The 26,175-nt window shown below is 61.5% G+C and carries 33 protein-coding genes; 8 read left to right on the forward strand and 25 right to left on the reverse strand.

Annotated features, from left to right (window positions below; all coding sequences use genetic code 11):
* Positions 1 to 8: 8 nt before the first annotated feature.
* Complete coding sequence (locus FHU29_RS08540) at positions 9 to 836, reverse strand: tRNA (adenine-N1)-methyltransferase (protein ID WP_064438871.1); 828 nt, start codon at positions 834 to 836, stop codon at positions 9 to 11.
* A gap of 87 nt (positions 837 to 923) precedes the next feature.
* Between FHU29_RS08540 and FHU29_RS08545 the strand changes: the two genes are divergently transcribed.
* Together FHU29_RS08545 and FHU29_RS08550 are read left to right on the forward strand one after the other, a co-directional pair.
* On the forward strand, positions 924 to 1,862 hold the full coding sequence (locus FHU29_RS08545; RefSeq protein WP_157094922.1) for a RecB family exonuclease: 939 nt from the start codon (positions 924 to 926) through the stop codon (positions 1,860 to 1,862).
* Between the two features lie 27 nt (positions 1,863 to 1,889).
* Positions 1,890 to 2,711 carry a thioesterase family protein gene (locus tag FHU29_RS08550; RefSeq protein WP_064439113.1) on the forward strand — a complete coding sequence of 274 codons (822 nt, stop codon included), beginning with the start codon at positions 1,890 to 1,892 and terminating at the stop codon, positions 2,709 to 2,711.
* Here the strand turns inward: FHU29_RS08550 and FHU29_RS08555 are convergent.
* Positions 2,698 to 3,132 (reverse strand): VOC family protein, encoded by a 435-nt coding sequence (locus FHU29_RS08555; RefSeq protein ID WP_064438870.1) that lies wholly within the window; start codon positions 3,130 to 3,132, stop codon positions 2,698 to 2,700. The two genes, FHU29_RS08550 and FHU29_RS08555, sit on opposite strands and share 14 nt — an antisense overlap.
* Before the next feature lie 170 nt (positions 3,133 to 3,302).
* Between FHU29_RS08555 and FHU29_RS08560 the strand changes: the two genes are divergently transcribed.
* The gene (locus tag FHU29_RS08560; RefSeq protein ID WP_064438869.1) at positions 3,303 to 3,947 is read left to right on the forward strand and encodes a TetR/AcrR family transcriptional regulator; all 645 of its coding nucleotides are present in this window, start codon (positions 3,303 to 3,305) and stop codon (positions 3,945 to 3,947) included.
* Between the two features lie 4 nt (positions 3,948 to 3,951).
* Here the strand turns inward: FHU29_RS08560 and hisG are convergent, their stop codons facing one another.
* From hisG to FHU29_RS08575, 3 genes are all read right to left on the reverse strand, one after another.
* Entirely contained in the window at positions 3,952 to 4,800 is an 849-nt protein-coding gene (gene hisG / locus FHU29_RS08565; protein WP_064438868.1) for an ATP phosphoribosyltransferase, read from the reverse strand.
* A gap of 67 nt (positions 4,801 to 4,867) precedes the next feature.
* A complete protein-coding gene (locus tag FHU29_RS08570; RefSeq protein WP_064439112.1) occupies positions 4,868 to 5,131 on the reverse strand; it encodes a phosphoribosyl-ATP diphosphatase in 264 nt (87 codons plus the stop codon).
* Positions 5,132 to 5,221: 90 nt separating this feature from the next.
* Complete coding sequence (locus FHU29_RS08575; RefSeq protein ID WP_064438867.1) at positions 5,222 to 5,653, reverse strand: hypothetical protein; 432 nt, start codon at positions 5,651 to 5,653, stop codon at positions 5,222 to 5,224.
* Positions 5,654 to 5,700: 47 nt separating this feature from the next.
* On the opposite strand from FHU29_RS08575, the gene FHU29_RS08580 reads away from it, so the two are divergent.
* The 3 genes from FHU29_RS08580 (at position 5,701) to FHU29_RS08590 (ending at position 7,762) form a co-directional block, all read left to right on the forward strand.
* A complete protein-coding gene (locus FHU29_RS08580; protein WP_083962112.1) occupies positions 5,701 to 6,423 on the forward strand; it encodes a GAF and ANTAR domain-containing protein in 723 nt (240 codons plus the stop codon).
* Positions 6,424 to 6,830: 407 nt separating this feature from the next.
* Positions 6,831 to 7,427, forward strand: coding sequence for a TetR/AcrR family transcriptional regulator (locus tag FHU29_RS08585; protein ID WP_064438864.1), 597 nt, complete (start codon positions 6,831 to 6,833; stop codon positions 7,425 to 7,427).
* 170 nt (positions 7,428 to 7,597) lie between these two features.
* Positions 7,598 to 7,762 carry a hypothetical protein gene (locus FHU29_RS08590; RefSeq protein WP_157094901.1) on the forward strand — a complete coding sequence of 55 codons (165 nt, stop codon included), beginning with the start codon at positions 7,598 to 7,600 and terminating at the stop codon, positions 7,760 to 7,762.
* A 6-nt stretch (positions 7,763 to 7,768) separates the two neighbouring features.
* On the opposite strand, the gene FHU29_RS08595 is transcribed toward FHU29_RS08590, so the two are convergent.
* The 17 genes from FHU29_RS08595 to FHU29_RS08670 form a co-directional block, all read right to left on the reverse strand.
* The gene (locus FHU29_RS08595; protein ID WP_064438863.1) at positions 7,769 to 8,506 is read right to left on the reverse strand and encodes a DUF6390 family protein; all 738 of its coding nucleotides are present in this window, start codon (positions 8,504 to 8,506) and stop codon (positions 7,769 to 7,771) included.
* A gap of 7 nt (positions 8,507 to 8,513) precedes the next feature.
* Positions 8,514 to 9,554: a hydrogenase expression/formation protein HypE gene (gene hypE / locus FHU29_RS08600; RefSeq protein ID WP_064439111.1), complete on the reverse strand. Its 1,041-nt coding sequence runs from the start codon at positions 9,552 to 9,554 to the stop codon at positions 8,514 to 8,516.
* Between the two features lie 31 nt (positions 9,555 to 9,585).
* The gene (gene hypD / locus FHU29_RS08605; RefSeq protein WP_064438862.1) at positions 9,586 to 10,695 is read right to left on the reverse strand and encodes a hydrogenase formation protein HypD; all 1,110 of its coding nucleotides are present in this window, start codon (positions 10,693 to 10,695) and stop codon (positions 9,586 to 9,588) included.
* Positions 10,692 to 10,991: a HypC/HybG/HupF family hydrogenase formation chaperone gene (locus FHU29_RS08610; protein ID WP_064438861.1), complete on the reverse strand. Its 300-nt coding sequence runs from the start codon at positions 10,989 to 10,991 to the stop codon at positions 10,692 to 10,694. The genes hypD and FHU29_RS08610 overlap by 4 nt, the downstream gene beginning before the upstream one ends.
* A gap of 63 nt (positions 10,992 to 11,054) precedes the next feature.
* Complete coding sequence (gene hypF / locus FHU29_RS08615) at positions 11,055 to 13,331, reverse strand: carbamoyltransferase HypF (protein WP_064438860.1); 2,277 nt, start codon at positions 13,329 to 13,331, stop codon at positions 11,055 to 11,057.
* On the reverse strand, positions 13,328 to 13,606 hold the full coding sequence (locus FHU29_RS08620; RefSeq protein WP_064438859.1) for a HypC/HybG/HupF family hydrogenase formation chaperone: 279 nt from the start codon (positions 13,604 to 13,606) through the stop codon (positions 13,328 to 13,330). Before FHU29_RS08620 ends, hypF begins: the two co-directional genes overlap by 4 nt.
* A 3-nt stretch (positions 13,607 to 13,609) precedes the next feature.
* Positions 13,610 to 14,191 (reverse strand): hydrogenase maturation protease, encoded by a 582-nt coding sequence (locus FHU29_RS08625; RefSeq protein WP_232322862.1) that lies wholly within the window; start codon positions 14,189 to 14,191, stop codon positions 13,610 to 13,612.
* Positions 14,192 to 14,200: 9 nt separating this feature from the next.
* Positions 14,201 to 14,320, reverse strand: coding sequence for a DUF6893 family small protein (locus tag FHU29_RS23845; protein WP_013806776.1), 120 nt, complete (start codon positions 14,318 to 14,320; stop codon positions 14,201 to 14,203).
* Positions 14,317 to 15,720, reverse strand: coding sequence for a hypothetical protein (locus FHU29_RS08630; RefSeq protein ID WP_074390722.1), 1,404 nt, complete (start codon positions 15,718 to 15,720; stop codon positions 14,317 to 14,319). Before FHU29_RS08630 ends, FHU29_RS23845 begins: the two co-directional genes overlap by 4 nt.
* Positions 15,717 to 16,403: a DUF6084 family protein gene (locus FHU29_RS08635; RefSeq protein ID WP_064438858.1), complete on the reverse strand. Its 687-nt coding sequence runs from the start codon at positions 16,401 to 16,403 to the stop codon at positions 15,717 to 15,719. The genes FHU29_RS08630 and FHU29_RS08635 overlap by 4 nt, the downstream gene beginning before the upstream one ends.
* Positions 16,400 to 16,978: a DUF5947 family protein gene (locus tag FHU29_RS08640; RefSeq protein ID WP_341478966.1), complete on the reverse strand. Its 579-nt coding sequence runs from the start codon at positions 16,976 to 16,978 to the stop codon at positions 16,400 to 16,402. The genes FHU29_RS08635 and FHU29_RS08640 overlap by 4 nt, the downstream gene beginning before the upstream one ends.
* 98 nt (positions 16,979 to 17,076) lie before the next feature.
* Positions 17,077 to 17,985 carry a NifU family protein gene (locus FHU29_RS08645; RefSeq protein WP_064438856.1) on the reverse strand — a complete coding sequence of 303 codons (909 nt, stop codon included), beginning with the start codon at positions 17,983 to 17,985 and terminating at the stop codon, positions 17,077 to 17,079.
* Positions 17,986 to 17,993: 8 nt separating this feature from the next.
* A complete protein-coding gene (locus FHU29_RS08650; RefSeq protein ID WP_157094921.1) occupies positions 17,994 to 19,730 on the reverse strand; it encodes a nickel-dependent hydrogenase large subunit in 1,737 nt (578 codons plus the stop codon).
* 94 nt (positions 19,731 to 19,824) lie between these two features.
* Positions 19,825 to 20,877, reverse strand: coding sequence for an NADH-quinone oxidoreductase subunit B family protein (locus FHU29_RS08655; RefSeq protein ID WP_064438854.1), 1,053 nt, complete (start codon positions 20,875 to 20,877; stop codon positions 19,825 to 19,827).
* A gap of 180 nt (positions 20,878 to 21,057) precedes the next feature.
* Positions 21,058 to 21,507 (reverse strand): cupin domain-containing protein, encoded by a 450-nt coding sequence (locus tag FHU29_RS08660; protein ID WP_064438853.1) that lies wholly within the window; start codon positions 21,505 to 21,507, stop codon positions 21,058 to 21,060.
* A 19-nt stretch (positions 21,508 to 21,526) separates the two neighbouring features.
* Positions 21,527 to 22,360, reverse strand: coding sequence for a hydrogenase nickel incorporation protein HypB (gene hypB / locus FHU29_RS08665; protein WP_064438852.1), 834 nt, complete (start codon positions 22,358 to 22,360; stop codon positions 21,527 to 21,529).
* A 4-nt stretch (positions 22,361 to 22,364) separates the two neighbouring features.
* Entirely contained in the window at positions 22,365 to 22,694 is a 330-nt protein-coding gene (locus FHU29_RS08670) for a hydrogenase maturation nickel metallochaperone HypA/HybF (protein ID WP_064438851.1), read from the reverse strand.
* 85 nt (positions 22,695 to 22,779) lie between these two features.
* Here FHU29_RS08670 and FHU29_RS08675 point away from each other — a divergent pair, with 85 nt between their 5' ends.
* The gene (locus FHU29_RS08675) at positions 22,780 to 23,904 is read left to right on the forward strand and encodes a glycosyltransferase (protein ID WP_232322861.1); all 1,125 of its coding nucleotides are present in this window, start codon (positions 22,780 to 22,782) and stop codon (positions 23,902 to 23,904) included.
* A 6-nt stretch (positions 23,905 to 23,910) separates the two neighbouring features.
* The gene (locus FHU29_RS08680; RefSeq protein ID WP_083962111.1) at positions 23,911 to 24,729 is read left to right on the forward strand and encodes a (2Fe-2S)-binding protein; all 819 of its coding nucleotides are present in this window, start codon (positions 23,911 to 23,913) and stop codon (positions 24,727 to 24,729) included.
* 3 nt (positions 24,730 to 24,732) lie between these two features.
* Here the strand turns inward: FHU29_RS08680 and FHU29_RS08685 are convergent, their stop codons facing one another.
* The 3 genes from FHU29_RS08685 to FHU29_RS08695 form a co-directional block, all read right to left on the reverse strand.
* Complete coding sequence (locus FHU29_RS08685) at positions 24,733 to 25,386, reverse strand: pentapeptide repeat-containing protein (protein WP_064438849.1); 654 nt, start codon at positions 25,384 to 25,386, stop codon at positions 24,733 to 24,735.
* Positions 25,376 to 25,750 carry an MmcQ/YjbR family DNA-binding protein gene (locus FHU29_RS08690; protein ID WP_083962143.1) on the reverse strand — a complete coding sequence of 125 codons (375 nt, stop codon included), beginning with the start codon at positions 25,748 to 25,750 and terminating at the stop codon, positions 25,376 to 25,378. Before FHU29_RS08690 ends, FHU29_RS08685 begins: the two co-directional genes overlap by 11 nt.
* A 13-nt stretch (positions 25,751 to 25,763) precedes the next feature.
* Positions 25,764 to 26,175 (reverse strand): HAD family hydrolase (locus FHU29_RS08695; RefSeq protein ID WP_183377496.1); only part of this gene is annotated, 412 nt, incomplete at its 5' end.

A 26,175-nucleotide genomic window follows, 5' to 3' on the forward strand; every position in this document is an offset into this window, starting at 1 on the left:
GCGGATCATCATCCCTTCGAGGGGCGCCGCTGCGGCTTGGGCGCGATGACACCTTCGGCGAGTCGCCGCGCGGACACCAGGAACGCGGTGTGGCCTTGCATCCGGTGTCCAGGACGGACAGCGAGCCCCACGACGTTCCAGTCCCGCACCAAAGACTCCCAGGCACGAGGCTCGGTCCAGCATTGCAGTTCCCGCAGTCCTTCGACGACGCGTGAAAGCTGTGTTGTTGTGGCGACGTAGACGATAAGGACGCCGCCAGGAATCAGGGCCTTCGAAACGGCAGGGAGCACCTCCCATGGCGACAGCATGTCGAGCACGACCCGGTCGACCTGGCCTTCGTACTCCGCGACATCCCCGACTGTGAGGTTCCAGTTCGTGGGCCGTTCCCCGTAGAAGTTCTCTACGTTGCGGACGGCGTGTTCCGCGTGGTCCTCGCGGACCTCGTATGAAATGACGGTCCCTGTCGGGCCTACGGCACGCAGCAGTGAGCACGTGAGGGCACCTGAGCCCGCGCCCGCTTCGAGGACGCGCGCACCGGGAAAGATGTCACCTTCATGCACGATCTGTGCCGCGTCTTTCGGGTAGATGACTTGCGCTCCGCGCGGCATTTTCAACACGTAATCCGTGAGTAGCGGCCGCAGCGCGAGGTACGCGGTGCCGTTTCCGGATTTCACGACACTGCCTTCGTCCGATCCGATGAGATCGTCGTGGGGAATCGATCCCCGGTGGGTGTGGAACTCTCCGCCCGCGGCGAGCAGAAGGGTGTAGCGGCGGCCCTTCGCGTCGGTGAGCTGCACTCGGTCACCCTCACGAAATGGCCCGCTTTGCGCTGTCATGCTTCTGCAATTCCCTTCGTTCAACTCGGCCCGGGCTACCAAAAGTTGTCAGACGGTGCGCATACGCTGCCTTATGTGAGGTCAGACGTGATGAATCCAGCAACTGCCAACGGTGATGCCGACGCAGCACCACCCGTAACCCGCACCGTCAACGGTACTGGCAGTTCATCCGACGGATCATCCGAGGTGTCGGCAGCGACATCTGCAGTGGCGTCGGGGAGGGTACGCAGACCCCTGGCTCTGTCACCGTCGCGTGCGAATGACTTCAAACAGTGTCCGCTGCTCTACCGTTTCCGGGCTATCGACCGGCTGCCGGAAGCGCCCAGCCGCGCACAAGTCCGCGGCACGGTTGTGCACGCGACTCTCGAAGCTCTCTACGAGCTACCTGCTGCGCAGCGCCAGCGCGGCACAGCAACATCGCTGATACAGCCAGTGTGGGAGCAAGCATGCGCGGAAACGCCGGAGCTTGCTGAACTCATCGGCGACGAACGCACCACGTTCTTCGGCGAGGTCGAGCAACTCGTACACCGCTACTTCGAAATGGAAGATCCCACCCGGTTTGATCCTGAATCGTGCGAGTTGCTGGTGGAAGCGCAGACTGAGGACGGTGTGGCGCTCCGCGGGTTCGTCGACCGAATTGACGTGGCCCCAACCGGCGAGGTACGCGTCGTGGACTATAAGACTGGCCGCAGCCCAAGCGAGATGAGTACCGGCCAGGCCCTCTTTCAGATGAAGTTCTATGCGCTGGTGATCTATCGGGTGCGCGGAGTGGTCCCAACGCAGCTGAAGCTGATCTATCTCGGTGATGGACGTACGCTTACCTACGCGCCCGAAGCCGGGGAACTTCTTCGCTTCGAGCGCACACTGTCCGCCATCTGGAGCGCGATTCGAGCAGCTGGTGATTCGGGCGACTTTCGTCCCAGCCCCGGCCGTTTGTGCGATTGGTGCGATCACAAGTCCCACTGCCCATCGTTCGGTGGGACACCCCCCGCATACCCTGGATGGCCAGAGGCGGGAAGCGCATGACGCGGGTAGACGATTGGGGCGGTGGCGATGAGTAGCAGCAATGGTCCGTTTTACAAACGTGGACCAGCGGCTGACGGCTGGCAAAGCTTCATAGCAACACAGGCCACAGTGGGTGTCTGGTCGGATTCCACCCAGCATGGTTCACCGCCTGCGGCACTGCTTGTCAAGGCTCTCGAGGAGTTCGAGCCACGCGCGAACACCCGGATCTCACGGGTGGTTGTCGAAATTCTTGGCCCCCTACCGGTTTCCGAGTGCCGACTCCGGACGTGGATCGAACGTCCGGGCCGCCGCATTCAGCTGCTTGGTGCGGAACTCCAGGCCGAAGGCGCAGACGGTGGCTTCCGAACCGTCGCGAAAGCCTACGGTTGGCGGCTGGAAACCAGCGATACTTCCCATGTCGCTGATGCGCCCGGAGTTGTGCATGACCCGCTGGTTCCGCCCCATGAAGGCGAGCCCTGGGATCCAGCGCATACCTTCGGCCCCGGCTACATCAGCGCAATCGAATGGTCGTCGATCCGCCGGCCCAGCCGCTCTGGGAAACCAGGGCAGACATGGGGGCGTCCACGCGTTCTGCTGGTGGACGACGAACCGCTGACTCCGCTGCAACGTCTCTTCACAATCGTCGATTCGGCTAACGGCATCGGCGCGAAACTCGACATCCGCGAGTGGACCTACCTCAACACCGATCTCACGGTGCACATCCACCGTCTCCCCGAAGGTGAGTGGATCGGGCTGTCAGCCAAGACGACCGCCGGGCCCGACGGAATCGGCATGTGCAGCGCCGTGATCTACGACGAGAAAGGTCCGGTGGGGCGATCCGCTCAAACGCTGCTTATCAGCCCGCGGTAGCCGCTTCAGCCGGTGCCTCGCCCGCCGCGACCGCCGGATCCATCCACATTACTTCCCATACGTGATTGTCGGGATCACGGAACGCCCGTCCATACATGAAGCCGTGATCCTGCGGCTCCATCCACTTGGTTCCGCCTCGTTCCAGTGCAGTCTCAACAATGCGGTCAACATCGTCGCGTGTGTCCGCGGAGATGCACAGCAATGCCTCACGCGCCGTTGCCGTGTCACACATTTCGTCCGCAATGAAGCCCTGGAATCGGTCCGGTGTCATCAGCATGACGCACGTCAGCTCATTCACGACCATACAGATCGTCGAATCGTCGCTGAACTGATCATTGAACGTGAAACCCAGGGCTCCGAAGAACTCCTTCGCGGCCACAACATCGTTCACGTACGTATTGACAAAAAGCATGCGTGCCATGGGCTCAAACCTTCTCTCGATGCTGCCCGCCCTTCACAATCTTTGCGGGTTCATAGGACAGACCAGACTCGATGGCGGAATTCATCGTGCGGAGCCAATTCCGTTGGCAACATTCGTAACTGGACGCGTCCAGCGGACATTTGCACGTTTGGGGACTAAAGTCACTCTTTATGGCGGCGACGAAGAGTGGGAAGAAGACCGGACGCCCACGGTCGCTTCACGAACCAGACATCATCAATGCAGCTCTTGAAACCGGGCTTTCGGATGCGTCGATGCCGACGGTCGCGAAGCGCCTCGGAGTGACGCATTCTGCCCTTTACCGCTATTTCGCCGACCGAAATGCGCTACTCGTCGCCAGCATCGGGACGGCGATAGCGCGAACACAATGGCCAGACGGCTCGCAGCATTGGCGTGACACGCTTACCGGGCTGGCCGATTCGATGTGGCACATGTTCAGCGAATACCCCGGGCTCGCGGAAGCGATGCTGACCGTGCAAGGAACCCCGCCGGAAGGTACCGAGCTGGCCGCGCGCATAGTTGACGGAATCCAGCGACAAGGGTTCAGTGTGCATGACGCGATGCTGGCCGTGGACTTCATCTCAGACCTGACCTTGACTAATTACTCAAAGATGGCGCGGCTCGATCAGCCTGCAGGTGAGGGGATCACCACTCGAGACCGTTTCAGGGCCGATTGGTCACGCCCCGAGATCCTGACCGAAGTCGTCGCGGACGACTCCGGCTGGTACGGGCGTGGATGGCTCGACGAGAAGATCGCCGTGATGCTGGACGGCCTGGAAAGACGCGTCACCAGCTGACGCGCTACAGCCTGCACGACCTGATGTCCGACGCAAGGATGGCCTTGGCGCCCAGTGCGGAGAGGTCGTCCATCACCTGGTTGACGCTGCGCCGCGACACCATTGCACGGACGGCGACCCATCCGGGCTCGGCCAGCGGTGCCACAGTCGGCGACTCAATCCCTGGCGTGATGGCTGTTGCAGCTTCGAGGAGGTTCTGTGAGCAGTCGTAGTCCAGCATCATATACTGCTGGGCGAACACGACCCCCTGGATGCGGGCGACAAGCTGGTCCCGAGCAGATGTGCTCGGCTCGTCGCCATCGCGTTCCAGGAGAACCGCTTCTGAATCGCATAGCGAATCACCGAAAGCCGCGAGGTTGTGCTGACGCAATGTGCGGCCTGAACCGACGACATCGGCGATAGCGTCCGCCACTCCGAGCTGGATCGAAATCTCGACGGCACCATCGAGCCGGATGACAGTAGCATCGACTCCCCGGCGGGAAAGGTCAGCGCGAACAAGGTTCGGATAGGACGTGGCGATACGCAGCCCCTGCAGATCTTCGACTGTCCACTCACGCCCTTGCGGTGCCGCGTACCTGAACGTCGAACGTCCGAACCCCATGGCAAGGCGCTCACGAACCGGAGCACCCGAATCAGTAGCCAGATCCCGGCCAGTAATTCCAAGATCTAGTTCCCCGGAGCCGACATAAATCGCAATGTCTTTCGGGCGAAGAAAGAAGAACTCGACCTGGTTCACGGGATCCAGAACGGTCAAGTCCTTGCTGTCCGAACGGGTTCGGTACCCCGCTTCAGAGAGAATCTCCGCAGCCGATTCTGAAAGTGCGCCCTTGTTTGGTACAGCAACTCGCAACATGTGAACTTCCTCAGAGGTCTTCAACGTGTGGGTGGGGGGTGAGTAGTGGTGATGGCGCGGCGCGTCATCACAGATGTCGGTAGACATCCTCGAGAGACAGTCCCCGTCCCACCATGAGAACCTGCACCCAGTACAGGAGCTGAGAAATCTCCTCTGAGAGCTCTGCGTCCCCCTGGTATTCGGCGGCTAGCCACACTTCACCGGCCTCTTCCAGAATCTTCTTGCCCTGCGCGTGCACGCCAGCGTCGAGTGCCTTAACGGTGCCGGACCCTTCTGGGCGGGTCGCTGCGCGGTCCTGCAATTCGGCGAACAGGGCTTCGAAAGTCTTCACGGGCGTCCATTCTGTCACGAACGGACGCGTCCTCTAATTTCACCCGGCGCGGCGGTCTCGATCCCCTCGCTTAAGGGGCCGTAGATCCCCTCAGCCTTCCGCATCCCGCCACCCGCGACTGAGCGGTTCGTCGTGAGACAAGAAACGCCAGCCATCCCACGCCAGACGCCGTTCCTCCGCAAGCGACTTCAGCCGTGAGACAAGCACCTTCTGCGGCTTCCCACTGGGCGTACTGTTAAAGGTCGCCGATTCGACGGCGAAAGGCGCCGCGATCACGAACATGCCCTCGCCAAATTGCTCACGGCCACTTACACGAGTGCACAACTGATCCATCGCCAGGTCGAGATCGCAGGAGATCACGGTGTCACTGATCTGCTGAATTCCCGACGCCCCGCTGGTCAGTATTTGCACCTCCCAGATCGATCCGCGCCGCCTATGCTCCGCGACGTACTTCTTGATCTGATCCGATTTGTCGGGCTCTCCTGCGCTGGAAATCCTCGCGCCGCCACCAAGTTCCGTCATGTATGGTCTCTCCGGTCTAATCAGCGTAATCTAGGTGAAAGCGCTGCATGAGAGTAGTGATGTATAACCAGCAGCAATTTCTTGACGCGTTAAGGCGGTTCACGAGAGTTCTCGTGTCGCCCTACGAGGCGGAAACTGCCATCCACGAACTTGTCGGATCCGTGACAGGGGTGCTCGACGTCAGCGGAGCTGGTGTCACCCTCGCTTCTGCTAATCACCTTCGTTACGTCGACTCTCTCGGATCCCTGAACCCTCTGGTCGAGCAGCTCGAACGGTGCCAGGAAAGGGAAAAGTCCGGGCCGTGCTACGACGCCTACCTGAGCGGCGACATCGTCGTGGCAACTGACATCACCGAACACCTCGCACGGTGGCCGACCTACGCGACTATGGCCGCTGAACAGGGCATACGTTCGGTTGCCGGGATTCCCATGCAGATCGGCGATGAACACGTAGGCGCGCTGAACATCTACTCCACCGATATCCACACCTGGACAAAAAGCGAGCTCGATGTGGCTGCAGTTCTCGCGGACATGGCGACGGGGTATCTCGTCAACGCTTCGAAAATCCGTCAGCACGAAGAACTTGCGGCGCAGTTGCAGCGAGCGCTCGACTCGCGTGTCATCATCGAACAGGCCAAAGGTGTGCTCGCAAATCAGCGGAAAATCACCCCAGACGCGGCGTTCGCGGAGATGCGGAAGCATTCGCGCAGATTGGGCCTCAAATTGCATGATGTCGCAGAGCGGGTTGTGCGCTTTGACCTCAAGATTTAACCGCAATGTCACGCACTCCAGTTGCGGCCCATCGGTGGTGAATCAATCGCATCCGAAGCGTTAGCTCGTGCGCCGTAACAGGGAAGGAAGAAACGTCGAAGCCTCTCCAGAAAGGTAGGCGCCGCCTCGTCTTCGAATTCCCTGGCGAGCTCATTGATCACCATTCTGAGATCCTCTGATGCGTCGAAGGACGCATTCCCCGGTGGATTCATTACCATCCTTCACAAGCGCTAGGACAGAAACTCCAGACTCAACTGTGAGTAGCTAAATTCGCGTCACATCACCGGGGTCTGGGGCGAGCGCCGCAATGTCAACCTACGGCCGGCAGAGCCTCTGCGCAAGCGATTCCGAAAGCTGAAAATTGGACCACTCGAACCGTCGCTGCAGACCCGTCGTAGGATCAGGGCATGGAGCAGTCCCGCACATTTCAGGCCGAGGTGCGTCAGATGCTGCGCGACAGAATCCTCGACGCGGCAAGCGATATCACTGCTGAACGCGGCTGGGGTGCGGTAACAATGTCGGAGATCGCTCAGCGGGTGGGTGTCAGCCGCCAAGTCCTCTATCGGGAGACCGGGGCCAAACACGCGCTTGGCGAGACACTGGTAACGCGTGAGGCGGATCGCTTGGTCTCTGGTGCGGCCGCGCAGTTCCGGATACACCCCGCTTCGCTGGCCGACGGAATAGGCGCGGCTGCAGAAGCAACCCTGATCAGCGGCGCCGGGAACCCTCTGATCCGGGCAATTGCGGCGGGGAGCGCGGGCGGAGATACGGAACTGCTGCCCCTGCTTTCGGGTGAAACTGGTCCCGTCATGGCTCGTGCGATCGAAGCGATCAGCGATGCCGCCGCTGCTGTCTATTCGGGCCTTGAACTTCAGCAATCTGACATCAAATGCGCCGTCGAGGTGGGGGTTCGCCTCACATTGAGCCATCTGCTTTCGCCGCTCGGAAATCCCGAGGACGCGGCGCAGCAGATCCGTCTCGTCGCACGGCGATTGCTCGCCTGAGCGCCTCTCGCTGATACATCACCATCACCCGCGCCCACGCGGTTACTACGCATAACCATTGATGTCCACACACTGGTCAAATTCGTGTCTTCTATTGACACCTTTCCCGTGTTCGTCCTACGCTGTTACACATCTTCAGCATCTGTCCGCAACGTAAGGATTAACACACCATGGATCCATTCTGGATGCACCTCGTCGGCATGATCCTCCTCATCCTCTCTCCCGCCTTCATGCCGGCCATCGTGCCGATGGTCTCCTGGGTGTCCGACCGGCTCGCTCCGCCCGCGCCACGCAAAGCGAACGCCCGCGTCAAACTGACACCTGCTACTGCCTGATCGCTGCTAGCCGTGGCGCCCTAGCAGTTCATTTACCCACTGCAGCGTCATCTCCGTGTACGTTTGCAGCTGCGCCGTTTGTCCAGGCTCGAGCCGGTCACATATCCAGTCCCAGTGCAGCGCAACACTTTCCCCGGCCATTGGGCGTCCCGCCAGTTGCTGGCCCGCGACTCGCCACCGCGCGGTTTCAGCGGTCGGCGCCCCGAGGCTCAGCGCACCGTTGTACTCGAGGGGGCGCGACAGCACGGTCACTTCTTCGTCCGACACATCGGTGACTTTCCCCCACCGTATTCGGCAATTCTGTAGAACTGACAGCGCAGCCGGACCCTTATCGAGCATGCGCGCCCATGGGTACACCACGAAGACATGGAAGCTGTGGTGCGCACATGCGCTTCGTGCGGATGCGAGGAGGTTGCCAACCTGCCCACGAAAGGAGTCCTGCAGTCGGCTCAGCAGGCGACCGGGATCAATCTCTTTGAGAAGTGGGGTGCCCACCCAGTACGCCTCCACCACATCGGCGCGCAACGGGTCAGCACTCCCGAATGCGGCGGCGATCTCCGTCAGATACGGCCACGCGCCATCAAAGCTGCGTGCCCACATCCTGGCCTGCTCCGGTGAAGGCGCCCCGGACAACTGCTGCACCGTGGCTGTAACACCGGGGGGACCGCAGTATCCGAGTTCGTTCGGCGGGTACGCGTAACGCGCGAACAGGGCAGCGCCCGAGGCAACCTCTGCGGCCTTCATGCCCGCCTCAGCAGATCCGCGGCAGTTGCTCACCGGCAGGCAGGTCGACTACCCGCGTACCACCCAGTCCGGTTTTCGCCACCACCATTCCCGGGTGCTCGGCGACCACCGAGCCGATTATCGCGGCGCGGCCGCCCAACGGGTTGTTCCGCATGGCCGCGAGCACCTTGTCCGCATCAGCCGGATCGACAAAAGCGAGAAGCTTCCCTTCATTCGCCACGTACAGCGGATCGAGCCCGAGTAAGCCGCACGCATCTCGCACTTCCGGGGGTACCGGCAGCGCACGCTCAGAAAGTGACACCCCCACCCCGGCGGAACGCGCGATCTCGTTCAATGATGCCGCGACGCCGCCGCGTGTCGGGTCGCGCATAACGTGCAGATCGGCACCCGTAGCGATCATGTCTGCGACGAGCCCATTGAGCGCCGCTGTATCGCTGCGGATGGTCGTTCCGAATTCGAGCCCCTCCCGGCAGCTGAGTATTGCCACGCCGTGCACACCGATATCACCGCTGACGATAACCACGTCTCCCGGCCGCGCACGTTCTGGCCGGATATCGATGCCTTCGTCGATGATTCCGATACCACTCGTGTTGATGTACACACCGTCACCGTGCCCGGAGTCCACCACTTTCGTGTCGCCAGTGACAAGTTTGACACCGGCTATCTGAGCCGCAGCACCGACCGCCTCAGCCACGTGCGCGATCGAGGCGAGAGTGGTGCCTTCTTCAAGGATGAACGCAGTGGACAAGACGAGCGGACGAGCACCCGACATTGCGACGTCGTTTACCGTGCCGTTGACCGCAAGATCGCCGATGCTCCCGCCGGGAAACGTCATAGGTTTTACAACAAAGGAATCCGTCGAGAACGCGAGCCGGACTCCGCCTACGGAAACAACAGCGGAATCGGAGAGTCCAGCGACCGCCGAAGCACCGAAAGCGGGAAGAAATAGGTGCTCGACCAGTTCGCCCGACATCGCCCCGCCACCGCCGTGGCCCATGACTATGTTCGGGGAATCGCGCAGCGGGACTGGGCACACCCAGCTGTCCATGTCGACAGTGGCACGATCAGACACCTTCAGATCAGACACCACTGACCTCCCTCAGTTCGAGACGGCGGTACAGGAAATACGCGGCGCACGCGCCTTCGGACGACACCATGGTCGCGCCCAATGGAGTTCGCGGCGTGCACTGTTTGCCGAACGCCGAACACTCGTGAGGTTTGATGAGCCCCTGCAGAACCTCACCCGAGCGGCAGATCGGAGACTCGTCAGTATGAAGATCGGTGACCTCAAACCGATGTTCCGCGTCGTACGCACGATATTTCGGTGAGAGCCGCCAGCCGCTGTCTGGGATCACACCGATGCCGCGCCAGCCCCGGTCCGTTCGTTCGAAGACATCGTCGAGCATCTGCTTGGCTGCGAGATTTCCTTCCGCCTGCACCGCGCGGCGATACGCGTTCTCGAGCTCGTAGCGTCCGTTCTCGAGCTGCAGAACGGTCCGCCGGATCCCCTCGAGAATGTCAAGAGGCTCGAATCCCGTGACGACGATGGGGACCTGATACTTCTCGCACAGAGGCGGATACTCCTCAGTTCCCATCACACTGCACACGTGGCCCGCGGCGAGGAAGGCCTGGACCCGGCACGTTGGTGATTCCATGATCGCGGCGACCGCCGGTGGCACGAGTACGTGGGAAACTAGCAATGAGAAGTTCTTTATTCCAAGACGCTGCGCTTGATATACGGTCATCGCGTTGGCGGGAGCCGTTGTCTCGAATCCGATACCGAAGAAGACAACCTGCCGATCGGGGTTCTGGCGAGCGATCGTCAGCGCATCTAGCGGTGAATACACAACGCGGATATCGCCGCCGTTGCTTTTGATTCGGAAAAGATCTGACTCGCTGCCCGGCACCCGCAGCATATCCCCGAAGGAGCAGAAAATAACGTCTGGCCGTGCCGCGATCGCAAGTGCCTTGTCGATGATCTCCAGTGGTGTGACGCAGACTGGACAGCCTGGGCCGTGGATCGTTTCAATCTGCTTCGGGAGCAGCTGGTCAATTCCGTGGCGGATGATCGAATGCGTCTGACCACCGCACACTTCCATAATCGCCCAGGGCTTCGTGGTGGCCGCATGAATCTGGTCGAGCAGCTTTTTCGCCAGTTCGGGATTGCTGAACTCGTCGAGGTATTTCATGATTCTTCCGTCCCTGTGCTCAGCCCGGCCTGTTTCGCGGCGAGCGCGAATTGATCACCGAACTCTTCCTCCAGAATTCCGAGTTGCTCGAACTCGGCAAGGGTTTTCATCGCGGATTCCTCATCAAGACGCTGAATGGCGAAACCCACATGGACGATGACGTAGTCACCCACCGCGGCATCGGGAATGTACTGCAGGCACACCTCTTTGTGGACGCCCCCAAAATCCACCTCTGCCATCATCGTGCCGTCGCGTTCTTCCATTTCGAGGATCTTCCCCGGGACCGCTAAGCACATCGCTCCTCCTAGAATCGCATTACTTCGTAAGGCTGATTGGGGTTGTTTTTGTAGCGGCGACTTTCATTGCGAGCACCCCACAAGCAACTGGCCGAGTGCGATGCCCCCGTCGTTTGGCGGCACACGATGGTGCGAGTACGCCGTGAAGCCGAGGCCAGCCAGCTTCGCGCGCACCAGACTGTGCAGCAGCGAGTTCTGGAAGACTCCGCCCGTCAGTGCGAACGCTTCCAGACCGGTCTCGTCATGGGCTGCCAGCGCCCACCGCAGCGTCAGATCGGCGACAGCGGCGTGGAAGCGAGCGCCCACGACGCCTGCCGGAACGCCTTCGCGAAGATCCTCGAGGAGTGCCCGCAGCATCGGAGCGGGATCCGCCACGTCGTCGACGAGGGCGAACCGGTAGCCCTCGCCACCGTCGATGCCACGCGAGAGGCCTTCCAGCTCAATCGCCGCTTCTGCTTCATAATCGACCCTCTGGCGCACCCCGCACAGTGCTGCGATCGCATCAAACAATCGTCCGAAACTCGAGGTGGGAGTGCAACCGAACCCAGTCTGGAGCTGGTGCCACAGAACCTGACGTTCCGGCGCTGGACACGCCTGGACGGGAGCAAAATCGTCCGCCCACGGTATTCCCGCAGCGTAGAGGTGGGCGAGCGCCATTCGGTAGGGCCGCTCCACACTCAGATCCCCGCCTGGAAGCGGCACATACTTCAGATGAGCGAACCGCCTGAACTCCTTGTAACCGCCAATGAGGACTTCGCCTCCCCAGATCGCCCCATCAGTTCCATACCCGGTGCCGTCATAGGCAAATCCGACGACGCTCTCATGCGCACCGAGTCCGTGCTCGCCCATCACGGCGGCGAGGTGCGCGTGGTGGTGCTGCACAGAGCGGAGCGGTCGCCCGCTGGAGTGGCGGTGCGCCCACGCCACTGAGCGGTAATCAGGATGTGCGTCGGCAATGACCTGCTGCGGCTCGACTCCTGTGAGGTGCTGTAGATGCCGCTCGGTGTTGCTGAACGCCTCGAGGGTGGCGATGTCATCCATGTCGCCCACGTGCTGGCTGAGCCATGCGTAGCGACCTTCGGCGACCGCGCACGTATTCTTGACATCCGCTCCCACAGCGAGGGCTGGCGGGACCCGGACCGGCAGCGCTATCGGCATCGGGGCGTACCCGCGCGAACGCCGGAGCGGCATCTCGGCACCATCCACGACACGCACCACCGAGTCATCGCACGGAACCAATATGGGCCTGTCGTGCAGGAGCCATGCGTCCGCGATTTCCCTCAGACGCTCCACCGCATGATCGTTCCGGAACGCAATCGGCTCACCCCCGAGGTTGCCTGACGTCATGACAAGCGCATCGGGACCGTCCGGGTCGCCCGGCAATCCGAGAAGCAGGTGATGCAATGGGGTGTATGCGAGCATCACACCGAGATCAGGGATGCCTGGTGCGACGCCTTCGGCGAGGCGACCGGCACTGTTCTTTCGCAGTAGGAGGATTGGCCGCTGTGGGCTCGTCAGCACCCGCTCTTCGCTGGCATCCACATGAGCGACGTGACGTGCGGTCGATAGGTCGCGCACCATGACGGCGAACGGCTTGGCGCGGCGCCGTTTCCGCTCCCGCAGTTTCGCCACCGCCTCCGGACTGCGCGCGTCACACGCGAGATGGAAGCCTCCGATTCCTTTCACCGCGACTATGCCACCGGCCGAGATCACCGACCGCGCACGTTCAAGGGCACGCTCTCCGGCGAGCGGCTGTCGTTGCGGCTCAACAAACTCAAGTACCGGACCACAGTCCGGGCAAGCGATGGGCTGAGCATGGAAACGGCGATCCGCAGGATCTCGGTACTCCGCAGTGCAGCGTTCACACATCGGGAATTGCGCCATCGTGGTGGAGCGCCGGTCGTAAGGCAATTCCCGGATGATCGTGAAACGTGGACCACAGTTGGTGCATGTAATGAAGGCGTGGCGGTAGCGGCGATCATGTGGGTCGCACAGTTCGCTCAGGCAGTCGGCGCAGATCGCGACATCCGGTGAGGCGAGTGTGCGACCGCCGGCGTGGTGGGAGGTATCGGCGATGCGGAACCCAGTTCCGCCACGAACGGGCGCCGAGTCCACCTTCAGCGATTCCACGACCGCAAGGGGCGGCGGTTCGTGTTCGACGCGCCGCGCAAATTCGAGCACGGCGGATGCCTCACCCTCAACCTCGATGCGGACGCCACTGCTGTCGTTGCTGACTTCACCGGTGAGCGCGAGTTCCGACGCGGTCGCGTAGACGAACGGACGGAATCCGACGCCCTGGACAACCCCGTTGACCACTAGACGATGCCGCACCCGAGTCATGGTGGGTCACCTCGTGTTTGCGGTGACGCTCCGCGGCCGAGCAATTCCAGTCCCGCTCTCGCTTGCGCCGCACCCTCAGGTGTCGCTCGCTCGACCGCGAAACCCATGTGGATTATCACCCATTCGCCGGGTGCGACGGGTGGTCCACCGTTCGGTACATCCGACAGCAGGCCAATGTTGACCTTCCGGAGTTCCCCTTCCACGTCGACGAGCGCGAGCTGATCACCGTACCCCTCCAGCATTCGCTGTACCCGGCCAGGAATTCCGAGGCACATGGATCAGCCCTCCTTTCCCGCGCCAGCTGGTTCGAGCTTCGCAACGAGTTCGGCGATCTTACGGGCGGCGATGGGCACGGCTGCCTCGACAGGTAGCGACAAGCCGATGCCTTCAGCGGTCGTCTGTGCCTCGCAGCCGACGACGAGTGTCCGGGGCAGGCTGCCCCCCAGAGCGTCGAGGCTCGCAAAAACGGCCGCCGGATCCATCGCGTGACCGTCGATCTGAGCGACATTGCGGGGCACCTCGGTGGAACGCAACTCAGTGATGTCGCGCGCATCGACCTCAAGCACGTGAACTGTGCCAGGGGCGCCGCGGCTGGGTAGCGCGTCGACGAGGATCAGGCCGCCCCACTTTTCGAGCAAGTCGTAGGCAAGGTGCATGCCCCGGATTCCGTAGTCAACGCACCGCACCGATGGTGGCACCGCAATACTGCCACCGTTGAGTGCGCGCAGCACCGCCGGCCCGAACCCGTCATCGCCGAGGAAAATGTTCCCAATACCAGCGACGAGAACACGGGTCGCAGCCGGAGGGCCCGGCGCGTCTTTCAGCTCCGGGCCGTCTGGCGCCACTGAATCGTCCGTCATCGCGCGCCGCTACATCTGACGCATACGCATGTAGCGCTTGATATCTGGAACGGATTTGACTCCAACGACCAGCCCTACCGCTACGAGTAGCGACAGGAACACCGTTGTGGCGACTCCGAGTTCCTTCATGATGCACTCTCCTTCCTGGGTGACGTGCCATCAGCGCTGAGCGGCTCGAGTTCGCTCGGCGCGAAGTACAAGTAGCGGCCAAACCAGTCGTGCAGATCGGCTGCCGGATCATCAACAAGGACGACGCCGATATGCGTGCCACCGTCCACGTCGGTGTGCACCATCGTCACTCGCGCAACCTGATCTTTGAAGAACAGGTCCTGTGCGTCTGCGCTGCGGGACGGGTGTACCCGCACCAGACTCCCTTTTCCGACGGCCACGCCGCGGATCGTCACCGTGTCGGTTTCTGGATCTACGCAGGAATCGACGGCAGGGTCCCACCAGGGTTTGTCCTCCCCCGATTCGGTAAAGACCGGCACGTGGTCAGCGTTTCTGATCGTTCCATGCAGCGCCCCGAGAGAATCGGCAGTGGTCTGGTCTGCGCGGTCAATGATCTCTGCCGCGAGCGGATCGGTCGCGCGGGCCATTGCCTTCTCGTCCTCCGTCATGGCCATGACGCGCAGCGTGAGGATCTCGTCGATTTCTGTGGCATCGAACATGGGGCCCCTGCTTTCCCCGGCGATCTCCGGGTAGTCGTAGAGGATGATCGGCGAAATCAGAACAACGTGACGTTCGCCGGGCAGGCCCGCAAGGACCGGGAAACAACGGTGATGAACGCACGAGTTCGCTGCTCGGACTTCCTCTGCGGCCTCTCGGGGGTCTTCGGTGCGTTCGCCGGGCTCGAGCAGAGAAACAAACTCCGCTTCTGAGGTCGTCAGTATCATGTGAGCACCGAGCAGTGAACTGCGTATGGCATCAGTCTTCGGGTCGCTCGAGCCTGTTGTCGCACTGGTGTTGCGCACGGCGACATTGACTGTAAGCAGGTCGCCGTCTCCGGTGGCGTGCACTGACACTTCCGCTCGCAGCGGCCAGTGTGTCCGGCGTACCCGGCCAGCGACTGCCCCGTTGTCGGTGAGCATCTCGATATCCTCAGCACCACTGACCTCCGCAATCAGAGCGTGCGGTGACCGAAGCGCTAGGTCTCCGAGATCGACGTCATGCGCCACCGCTTCGTCCCAAGCGAGGTACTTGTGCTCCCCCACAGTCATTTCAGGTACTGACACGAAGCGGCCCTCGCGAAAGTCTTCGACCTCGCGTCTCTGCAATTGCAGGAACCTCAAACTGACGCCTACCTGGCCGTGTGCGCCGCAACGGACCAGGCATTGCGCGCTGAGGTGCGATTCCTCTCCTGCGAAGCGTTCCGCCGCTCCCGGTGGGCCAAGAACACCAAACTGCCACCGCGTCTGGTTCTTCCGGGCATCCGCACGGTACGGATACAGCAAATACCCCTCGTACAGCACTGCGTCCGCGACGGCGCGTGCGCGTTCCAGGCTTTCGGGGTTCACCGCGAGATCACTCACTTCGGCACCTCCCCCGCGTCACGCTCGTGCAGCAGCAGAAGCGACACCGCGGCATCGAGTGTCGTGAGACCCTTTGCCGCCTTGAAACGCAGAAGCGCGTTCATCGTGTCCGTATCCAGACGCAGCCAGCCACTGTTCGGATAGTGCTGCGCGATGAGGTCATGCCAGACCTTCACTGGCATGTCGTAGCTCGCTTCGCAGTGCCAGGGGACGCGTTCGACGTGGATCCCAGCGCCGCTTCTGGTGAAAACGGAGCCGCTGAAAAGGAAAACGAGAGGCACTAGGGGCACTTCGCCTTGTGGGCCGTTCCCGTCATTTTCCGCTCGATCGAGCGCGTGCAGATACTTCGCCGCGGTGACCTCGAAATCGTACGTGCAGGGTATGGGCAGCGTCGCGTCGTACGAGCCGACGAATCCCGGCACTGTTGTTGCCGTGTGAAGCCACTGAAATGCCCGCACCGCTGACGCCCATTGCTCACGAGGGCCGAACAGGTCACGCAGGCCCGCAGCTTCCTCGTCGCTGTAACGGCGGCGCTGTGGCTCGATGCGGATCTGGCAGTTCAGGACTATTGCGTGCACCTGCGCCGCGCTCTGTTCCGTAATGCGCAAGGTTACGAGAAGATTCGGGGTGACAGCGAACTGTTCTGGCTCAACGGTGAGCACCTCAAACTGCAGTGCGGTCATCTCCCACCGCCCGCGGAACTGGCGACAGCAGGCTTGCTTCGCGCAGCTACCTGGCTAAAGAAGGCATCGATGCGGCGCCTCGCGTCCTGGCCTCCGTCGAACCCGCGCCACACAGCACGTAACTGCCCGACCAGTTCGTAACACGCGTCGATCGGCACGAGGAAGCATTCGGGCTGCCCCTGCCCCTGCTCGGGGACACGGATCAGCAGCGCTTCAACGTCAGGAAGCATCAGCGAGAGATGCGGTATCGCGTCGATGATCTGGCTCCACTGGTCAATCGCGAGCTCTGACTCCGTAGCACCGGCTGGCCCCGGATAGAAAGTCACCATCCGATCGAGCACGGAGTTCCGGAAGAAGAAGGCGAGCCCCACTGGGATGTCGAGTGCATTCCAGTGGTCGAGAGTGAGGGCGTCCGAAGCGAATCGCAGGTAACGATCAGGCACGGCACGGAAGCGCAGGTTCGCTGTCGTTTCGGTGAAAAGCAGGTAACACGGCCTGCAGACACACATCAGCTGTCGTCCCTGCACATCAACGACGTGTGAGTGGGCTTCCCCATCAATCGGTACCGCACACATGTCGCAGCGTTCGCCCGGCGGTGTTTGCGGCCTAGTGCCACGGATTCGCCGCAGAACCTCGAACGGCGAATCTCCCCCGGAACTGCTCGGCGCCCCGCTCACTGCCCGGCTCCCGCTGGAAGCGCGACTGAGAGCGTTCCATTTCTCGGCAGCACGGGAAGCGGCGTCAGGTGTTCGCCGGCGTCGTCCATTCCTGCGCCTGCACGACGGATGTCGTAGTGAGTGCGGCATTGCGGGCAGCGCAGCACGGCGGCACCTGCCTTCGCGCCCGCCATGCGGTGGAGCACCGCCCCGGCCATCGAGTTCAGGCAGTGGGGGCAACGGTCGATGAACGCGAAGACGTCCGCGCCACTTCGACACACAAGCACTGTCGTGCCACCAAGTGCGTAGCCCCCGACTTCCCCGTCAGCGAGATCCGCGAGCTCAGGCAGTGCAACCCAGTTCGCGTGCTGGTGGACCTTCGAGAACAGGGAATCTGGGGAGATGACCCCAGAACCCCCGCTAGTTGCCCCTGCTTCGGGCGAGGCTGTTTCCGCCTCGATCGCTGTCACTTCCGGGGCAGCGGCTTTGATGGCACCTTCCACCGCGAGTTCGAGGGTGGCCGCCGACGAGGGGCAACTCTTACACGTGCCCTGGAAACGCAGATGAACGACACCGTCCTCAATACCGATGAGGTCGACGTCGCCACCGTGTGATCCAAGGTAGGGCCGCACGCTGTCAAGCGCGCGGCGGACCCTGGTCTCCTCGTCGTCCGGATGGAGGCCGTGCACAAGCAGCAAGCTCGCGACGAGGTCATCGTCCGCGAGCTTGCGCAGCAACTGTTTGTCATCACATTCGCCGGCGAGTGCCTGTATCTGCTCGAGCGCGGCTCCGTAGAGCCCAACGACTTCCCGGACGAGATGTTCGGCTCGCTCACGCACGATAGGTCCACTCGACGCCATCGCGTCGAGCAACGCATCGATGCGCTCGCCCGCAGTCCGCCACTGTTCGGGGCCCCGGGAAGTCATGGTGCTCGTCACTCGCCGGTCAGTGATTGCGTCGGAGAGTGGAGCTTCTCGAGCGTCTTTCCGCCACCGAGGTACATGTGCACCCCGCAGGGCAGGCACGGATCGAAGCTGCGAACAGTTCGCATCACGTCGATCCCCTTGAAGTTCTCTCGCGTGTTCTCCTCGAAGATCGGCTGGCCCTGCACCGCATCCTCATAGGGGCCCGGCGTTCCGTAGCTATCGCGCGGATTCGCATTCCACGGCGTTGGCGGGTACGGGTGGTAGTTCGCGATCTTGCCGTCACGAATCACCATGTGGTGGCTGAGCACGCCGCGGACCGCCTCGGTGAAGCCGCATCCGATTCCTTCGTCGGGGACCTCGAACTTCTCCCACGTCTTCGTTCTGCCGGCCCGAATTTCTTCCAGCGCCTTCTCGCAGAAATGCAGCGCGCATCCAGCCGCGTACGCCTGGAAGTACGTGCGCGCCCGGTCGCGTTCTATGGTGTTCGATCCGTGCTTGGGGATCTCCCATTCGAAGCTGACCGGCCCCTTGAGCGCTGTCTTCGGCAGATTGATCTGCACGCTGCTGCCCGTGGCCTTCACGTAGCCGCAATCCACGAGACCGGCGAGCGCCGTAGTCCAGAGCCGCGCGAGCGGACCGCCACCCGTATCGAGCGCCAGATGATCTTTTCCGTCATACCAGCGGGGCGACATGACCCACGAGTACTTGTCATCCATGTCCCGCCTCTGTGGGCGCGGGTTGGTGTGCTGATTCCAGGGGTGACGCCTGTCAACCGGATTACCCAGCGGATCGTGGGTCACGAACATTTCCTGGTCAGTCCAGTCGTCGTAGTACGAGCTGCCCAGCAGGATCCGGATACCGAGATTGATGTCGACCAGCGACGTCGTCACCAGCTTTCCATCGACGACGACACCTGGGGTGACAAACATCTTCCGTCCCCAGTCCTCCATGTCCCGGTAGGCGAAGTTGCACACTTCGGGATCCTGGAACGATCCCCAGCAGCCGAGCAGCGTCCTTCGCAGGCCGACCTTCTCGTAGCCCGGCAGCGCGTCATAGAAGAAATCGAAGAGATCGTCGTGCATAGGCACGACCTTCTTCATGAATTCGACGTAGCGCATCAACCGACTCATGTAGTCGGTCATCAACTGGATGGTGGCGACTGTTCCCACACCGCCTGGATAGAGCGTCGAGGGGTGAACGTGACGGCCTTCCATCAGGCAGAACATCTCGCGTGTGGAGCGGCTGACGGCGAGCGCCTCACGATAGAACTCACCCGAGAACGGATTGAGCGACCGCATGATGTCGCCGATAGTCTTGTATCCGTGCTCGCCTGCATGCGGCGCCTCGGTCTTGTTCGCTTTGTCCAGTACGCCGGGGTTGGTCTCGGCGACCATCTTCTCGCAGAAGTCCACCCCAACCAGGTTCTCCTGGAAGATATTGTGATCGAACATGTACTCGGCGGCCTCGCCTAGATTGACGATCCATTCGCCAATGTGCGGGGGTTTGACGCCGTACGCCATGTTCTGCGTGTAGCACGAGCACGTCGCATGGTTGTCACCACAAATGCCGCAGATACGGCTGGTGATGAAGTGCGCGTCTCGCGGGTCTTTTCCTTTCATGAAGATGGAGTAGCCACGGAAGATCGACGACGTGCTGTGACACTCGACGACCTCCTTCTTTTTGAAATCAATTTTTGTGTAGATACCTAGGCTCCCCACAATTCTTGTAATGGGATCCCAGTTCATTTCCACCAGGCCGTCGGGGCCTTCTTGGGCCAGCGGCGGGGTGGGCAGCGGGCCGGGGCCGTGAATAGTCGATGTCATCGCTTGCCTCTTTGCTCTACCAAGTGCGGGTGGCGCCGGTTGTGAGAGTCTGGCTTGGCGTACGCCAGGCGGGTTCTCGATCGACAGTGTGTCCGGTGATTTTTCGCAAGCTGCGGATGACCGATCCGTACACTCCTACCGCAGTGGTGGAGAGCTTGCCGCCTGGAGGTTCATCCATGAACGGCATGAACTTGTCCGGGAAACCTGGCATGGTGCATCCGATGCAGATTCCGCCTACGTTGGGGCAGCCACCGACACCGTTGATCCAGCCGCGTTTCGGCACGTTGCATTTGACGACGGGGCCCCAGCATCCGAGTTTGACAATGCATTTCGGGGAGCCATACTCGGTCGCGAAGTCCGCCTCTTCGTAGTAGCCCGCGCGGTCACATCCTTCGTGAACTGTGGTGCCGAAGAGCCAGGTCGGCCGCAATGCCTCGTCCAGAGGAATCATCGGAGCCTGGCCTGTTGCCTGGTACAGCAGGTACGTGAGCGTTTCCGAGAGGTTGTCCGGCTGAATCGGACAGCCCGGAACGCACACAATCGGCAGTCCGGCCTTGGACTTCCAGTCCCAGCCCAGGTAGTCGGGTACGCCCATCGCTCCGGTGGGGTTCCCGGCCATAGCGTGTATACCGCCGTATGTCGCGCACGTCCCGACCGCTACCACTGCGGTTGCTTTCGGGGTGAGACGGTCCAGCCATTCGCTCGTCGTTATCGGCTGACCATCGGGATTGTTGCCGAACCCGCACCAGTATCCGTCGCTGTCGTGGATCTTCTCATTGGGTATTGATCCCTCGACCACGAGAACGAATGGTTCGAGCTCGCCGCGGTCAGCTTTGCGGAACCACTCAAGGAAGTCGTCGGCTCCCCCTTCAGGTCCACATTCGAAATCGATGAGCGGCCAGTGCACAGCTATTTTGGGGAGTCCGGGTAAGGCGCCGAGTGCAATTTCTTCGATCGTCGGCTGGGTAGCTGCCGTAAGCGCCACCGAGTCTCCGTCGCAACTCAATCCGGCGTTGATCCACAGAACGTGAATCAAAGTCTCTTCTGCTGCAGCCGCCGTGTCAGACATGGTTGCCACTTTCCGGGGCGGGACAGTGCCTCAAAGCCCCTTCGTCACAGGAGTCGACCCTCGGCCCACTTGCGTGACGCAAATCACATCTTACGCGATCATGAATTGCTGGGTCAAAGCCTCTTGATCTCGCTGACCTGCAATAACAAGCCCGGTTTCGATCACCTGGCTGACACTCGTTCACATGCAGGCGGGCGCCTCCACGTCAACGGCAATTGGCTGGCCCGACGGGATCAGATAAGTGACGAAAAGGACGGTGGGCACGTCACCCTTATTGACCCCGTTATGCCTCTCAGCGGGACCGACCACTTCTTCGACCACAGTCCCGGCCGGCGAGACAACTTCAGCACAATCCGCCAGCACGCGGGTCAGTGTTCCCCCTGCGACGAGCGCGTATACGGGACCCTCATGCCAGTGCCAGCCTGTGTACCCGCCCGGCGCAATCTCGATGCGCCGGAAAGTCACATCCGTGCCACCTGCTGGCGCACCAGGAAGGCTGAAGGGCACATCAAATGTACCGAGCACTTCGGACTCCACTCCGGCTGACGGCGTCGCCGCTGCGATCGCCGGCATGAGCAGGACACCTACAGCGGCAGTCAGGGCTGCCTGCCACGCGCGCACGAATTTCATCGGGACCCCATTCTGATCATTAGGCAACCACGGGCATGACACGATCGAGTTCGCTGAGCCATGTGTCCAGGCCTTCGCCTGTGCGAGCGGACAGCGCGAGTATCCGGACGTCGGGATTGACGGAACGTGCGTTTCTTTCACACACCGCCATATCGAAGTCCACGTAGGGCAGCAGATCGGTCTTGTTGACCACCACCAGATCGGCAGCCGCAAAAATATGCGGATACTTCAGGGGCTTGTCGTCCCCCTCAGTTACCGAGATGATGACCACTTTCATCTGCTCCCCCAGATCAAACAGTGCGGGGCACACCAGATTTCCCACATTTTCGATCAACAGCAAGGTGTTGTCCTCAGCCGACAACTGACTGAGCGCGCGCTGCAGCATGGCGGCATCAAGGTGGCAGCCTGCTCCTGTATTGACTTGAACGACGCGCGCGCCCGTCGCCGCAATCCGGTCCGCGTCCAGGAGAGTCTCCTGATCACCCTCGATCACTGCCACCCGATGGTTCGTGCTGCGAACCGTTCGTTCCAGCAAAGTCGTTTTTCCCGCTCCGGGTGAGCTCATCAGGTTGATGGCGACGATTCCGTGCTGGGCCATGTGGGTGCGGTTGTGGTCCGCGAGCAGGTCGTTCTTGGCGAGAACCTTTTGTTCGAGGACGATCGTTTCTTCCGATTCTTGCGGGTCAGACCGGATTGCGGTCTTGCCTGGGTGCACGTCGTCGTGGGTGTGCTGGCCCGGCCCGTGGCCATGCCCGTGGCCGTGACCGTGCTCATCGCCGTGCTCATGTTGATGCTGGCGTGGTACCGAAATCATTGGCCCGTCAGCATTCCCGCATCCGCATGTTGAACACATCGCCCTACCCCACCTTCATGGATTTGATGCACAATTCGCGCCCCGACAGGACCTCGACGTCAGCGCTTCCGCACGAACAAAGCAGGATCAGATCGGGCAGAATGAACTCCTGGCCGCACGTCTGGCACCGTGCGTGCGCATCGATCACATCGAGGTCGAGAGAAGCACCTTCCGCTACCGTCCCGGACGTCGCGAGTTCAAAACAAAACTTCATCGCGTCGGGAACTACCGCGCACAGCGCACCCACCTGAACCTGGACCGAACGCACACGCCTGCCAGCCGCGTGCTCGCACACCGCATCCACGATGCTCTCCGTCAAAGCGAGTTCATGCATCGGCCGGCCCCTCTCGGCCCGGAGCTGATGATCTCAAGGCTAGGACCGCTAGTGTGATCTACGCAATACACGAAAGGGGTGACGCATGCCAACAATCGGTATCTGCATGATCGTCAAAAACGAGGCCCACGTCATCCGCCGATGCCTCACCAGCGTGGAGCCTCTCGCCGACTATGTGCTGATCGTGGATACCGGGTCGACCGACGGCACGCAAGACATCGTCGACGAATATCTCGCTGAGTCAGGAAAGCAGGGAAAGGTACTGCAGGAACCATGGCGAGACTTTGCGTACAACCGCAGTTACGCAATGCAGAAGCTGCGCGAAGTCCGCACCGTCGATTACGGACTGATGATCGATGCCGACGCCGTTCTTGTGCCCGACGCTACTTTCGATGCCGAACGGTTTCGAGACGCCCTGAAATACGACCTCTACGACATACCGATGATCACAGGAAAGGTGAGCTATCGACTGCCTTTGCTCTTCAGCAATCGTGCCGCCTTTTACTATCGCGGCGTTCTGCACGAATTTCTTGAGACTTCCCTCGCCCAGTCTCGCGGCGCCGTTTCCGGGTTCGTCATCAAGCAGTTCCAGGACAGCGCACGGAACAGGAACCCGCGAAAGTACCTCGACGACGCGGATGTCCTGGCGGATGCGCTGAAGACCGAAACCGATCCCCTTATGCGTGCGCGCTACACGTTCTACCGAGCCCAGTCACTGAAAGACGGTGGAGCACAGCGTGATGCGCTCGCCGCGTATCTCGAACGGGCCCAGCAGGGCTATTGGGAGCAGGAGGTGTTCGTCAGTCTGTACCGGGCGGCGCAACTCAAAGAGGCCCTTGAGTTCGACGGCGCCGACGTCGTGCAGAGCTACCTTGCAGCCTTCGAGATATGCCAGCGTGTCGAGGCCCTCCATGGCGCGATCCGGATGTGCCGCCTGCTCGGCAAGTATCACCAGGGCTACATTCTCGCCAAGCATGCCGTCGACACGTCGTGGAGCAGAACCGGCCTTTTTGTCGAGGAATGGATCCACGATTACGGTCTCCTCGACGAATACGCACTCGTCGCCTACTGGTCAGGGCATTATCGTGAATCCCACGACGTTTGGCGGCAGCTTCTGGCCACTGATTCACTCCCCGCCGTCGCGCGAAACCGAATCGAGCGCAACGCTGAATTCGCCGTGGCGAAACTCGCGGACGCTAGAGCCTCGTAGCCAATCATGTCCCACCCGTTGACCCACACAGTTGCACAGATCAATGAGAGAGTGGCGTGGGCGTCGATCACGACCGGTCAGCCCAGCACTGGTGAATGGGCACTGTGCAGCCAGGCCGGCCCCGATTTCATCGCCGAATGGGAGGGCCGTGTCACGCATATGCTGCGACGCGACTTCCATCGGCACCACCCTATGGCTTCAGCGGCGTACGTCCTCGACTGGTATGCCAGCCTCTCCGGGTGCATCGGCGGCATGAGTTTCGGTCTTGCCCGGCGGGTACCGCGACTCGACCGTCATTCGCTGGCCTTCCATCGGCACAGCGAACACGCGTATCCCGACGGTATCGCCCTGCTTTCACCCAGGTTCTGGTGCCTCCCGTCAGACCCCGATGCCACACACCACGAGGCGGACGTCGTCAGCACCGAACGAGATCTGGCACGCATCCTGCGCACCGAAATCCGGCGACATGCCGATGACTTCCTCACGGACTACCGTGGGGGCGCCCGATTGCCGCGGCGGCACCTCCTCGGCGTGTTCTTCGACAGTCTCGACACTGGGATGGCGATGCAGACCGGCGCGGAGCCCGCCCGGATCCTGGCCGGTGCGAAATCTGTTCTTCCCGGCGGGACTCGCGAATTCGGGGATGCCTCAACGATTACCGTCGTCCATGATTCGAAACAGCGCGCGCACTTAACGCGTAAACGGATCAGCTGTTGCTACTACTTCAAAGTCGCGGATGGTGGCGTCACCTGCGCAACGTGTCCGCGAACGAGCGACGAGCAACGCCTCGACCGTCTCGAACGCTTCGCGAACCAGCAGGATTGACAGTCAGTCTCGCACCAGCACTCCAAGCGCTCGGGCAAACACTGGAGCGAGCTCTACCAGCTGCAGCGGCGTGATCATCGCTCCGCCCAAGCGTTCAGTTCCCGAAGCGATTGAGAGACGCGTCGCGCCCCGGAGATCGACGTCCTTGAGGGTCGCATGGTCCAGTTTGATCCCAGCGAGTTCGCTGCCCGTCACGGACACACGCTCCAGCGAGGCACCACCGAAGTCGGTATCCCGGAGGACGCAATCCGCGAACGTCACATCCCGCATCCGTGCACTGCGAAAATTCACAGAATCGAACTTACAATTGTGAAAAACAACCCGGCGAAACGTCACACCGTGCATCTCGACCCCTGCGAACGACGAGGTGACCAGCTCCGAATTCTGCCAGCTCGTGTCCGCGAATGTTCCGCTCACAAACTGTGAACCGTGTACCCACACCTCACTGAAGTGAGAACTCTGGAAAGAACTCGCCGTAGTCCTCAGCGCGTCGAAAGCGCATTCGGTGAACCTCACACCTTTCACCGCAAGGTCTGTCGCTTCCACCCCGTCGAACAGTGCGCAATCAGCCGAATCGTCGCATTCCGGCAATGCACTGCGGCGTTCCAAATACTCCGCGTATGGGAGATCAGCTAGTGCTCTGGGGCTATCGCTCATCGAGCGCTCTGATCATCCGTTTCAGTGCTCCGAGCCGATACGACGTCTCAAGCAACTCGGCGATTTCCTGCAGGTCCGGCGTTTCCACCAGGAGGTCGAGTGCAAGCCAGCCGTAAGCGCCCGTATACGGCGGCACGAAGATCCGCGGATCCTGCCGCAGTGCTTCCGATTCCGAGAGGTCCGGACGGAACTCAAGGCTCAATCGCTCGCTGAGACTCCCGTTGTAGATGCCGAACATCTTCTTCGCCCGGAAGGTTGGTCTTCCCCACGCCTCAACCTCTGCGGCCTCAGGCAAACTCAGCGCGATGTCACGGATCTCATTCAGCCATGGGTCCGAGTCGGTGTACATCCGGGGGTGCGCCACCACGCCAGACTACTCATCGAGTCCAGACAGTATGAAGGTCTTCCCAGGACAGTCCCTCAAGACTTTCCCGCAGCACGCGTCCCGGCGCCGGCGCCATCGGTACCGCACACGGCACGACAAGCAATGCGCATCCTGCTGACTCGGCCGCTGCGCTGCCTGTCGGTGAATCCTCGATGGCGACGCAGTCCCCCGGGGCGAAACCGAGTTCGGCGGCAGCCCTGAGGTACGGCTCCGGTGACGGCTTGCCACGCTCAACCTCATCACCGCAGATGATGGCATCGAACCGGCTGCGCCCCAGCGTTCCGAGAGCCCGCTCAGTCAGCACGCGCTCGGTGTTGGTCACCAGCGCCATCGGGACGCCAGCCGCCGCGACCATGTCGAGTGCCTCCTGCCCACCTGGCCGCCAGTCGATCCCCTGGTCGAAC

The organism is Hoyosella altamirensis, from assembly GCF_014191505.1.
Taxonomy (GTDB): Bacteria; Actinomycetota; Actinomycetes; order Mycobacteriales; family Mycobacteriaceae; genus Hoyosella; species Hoyosella altamirensis.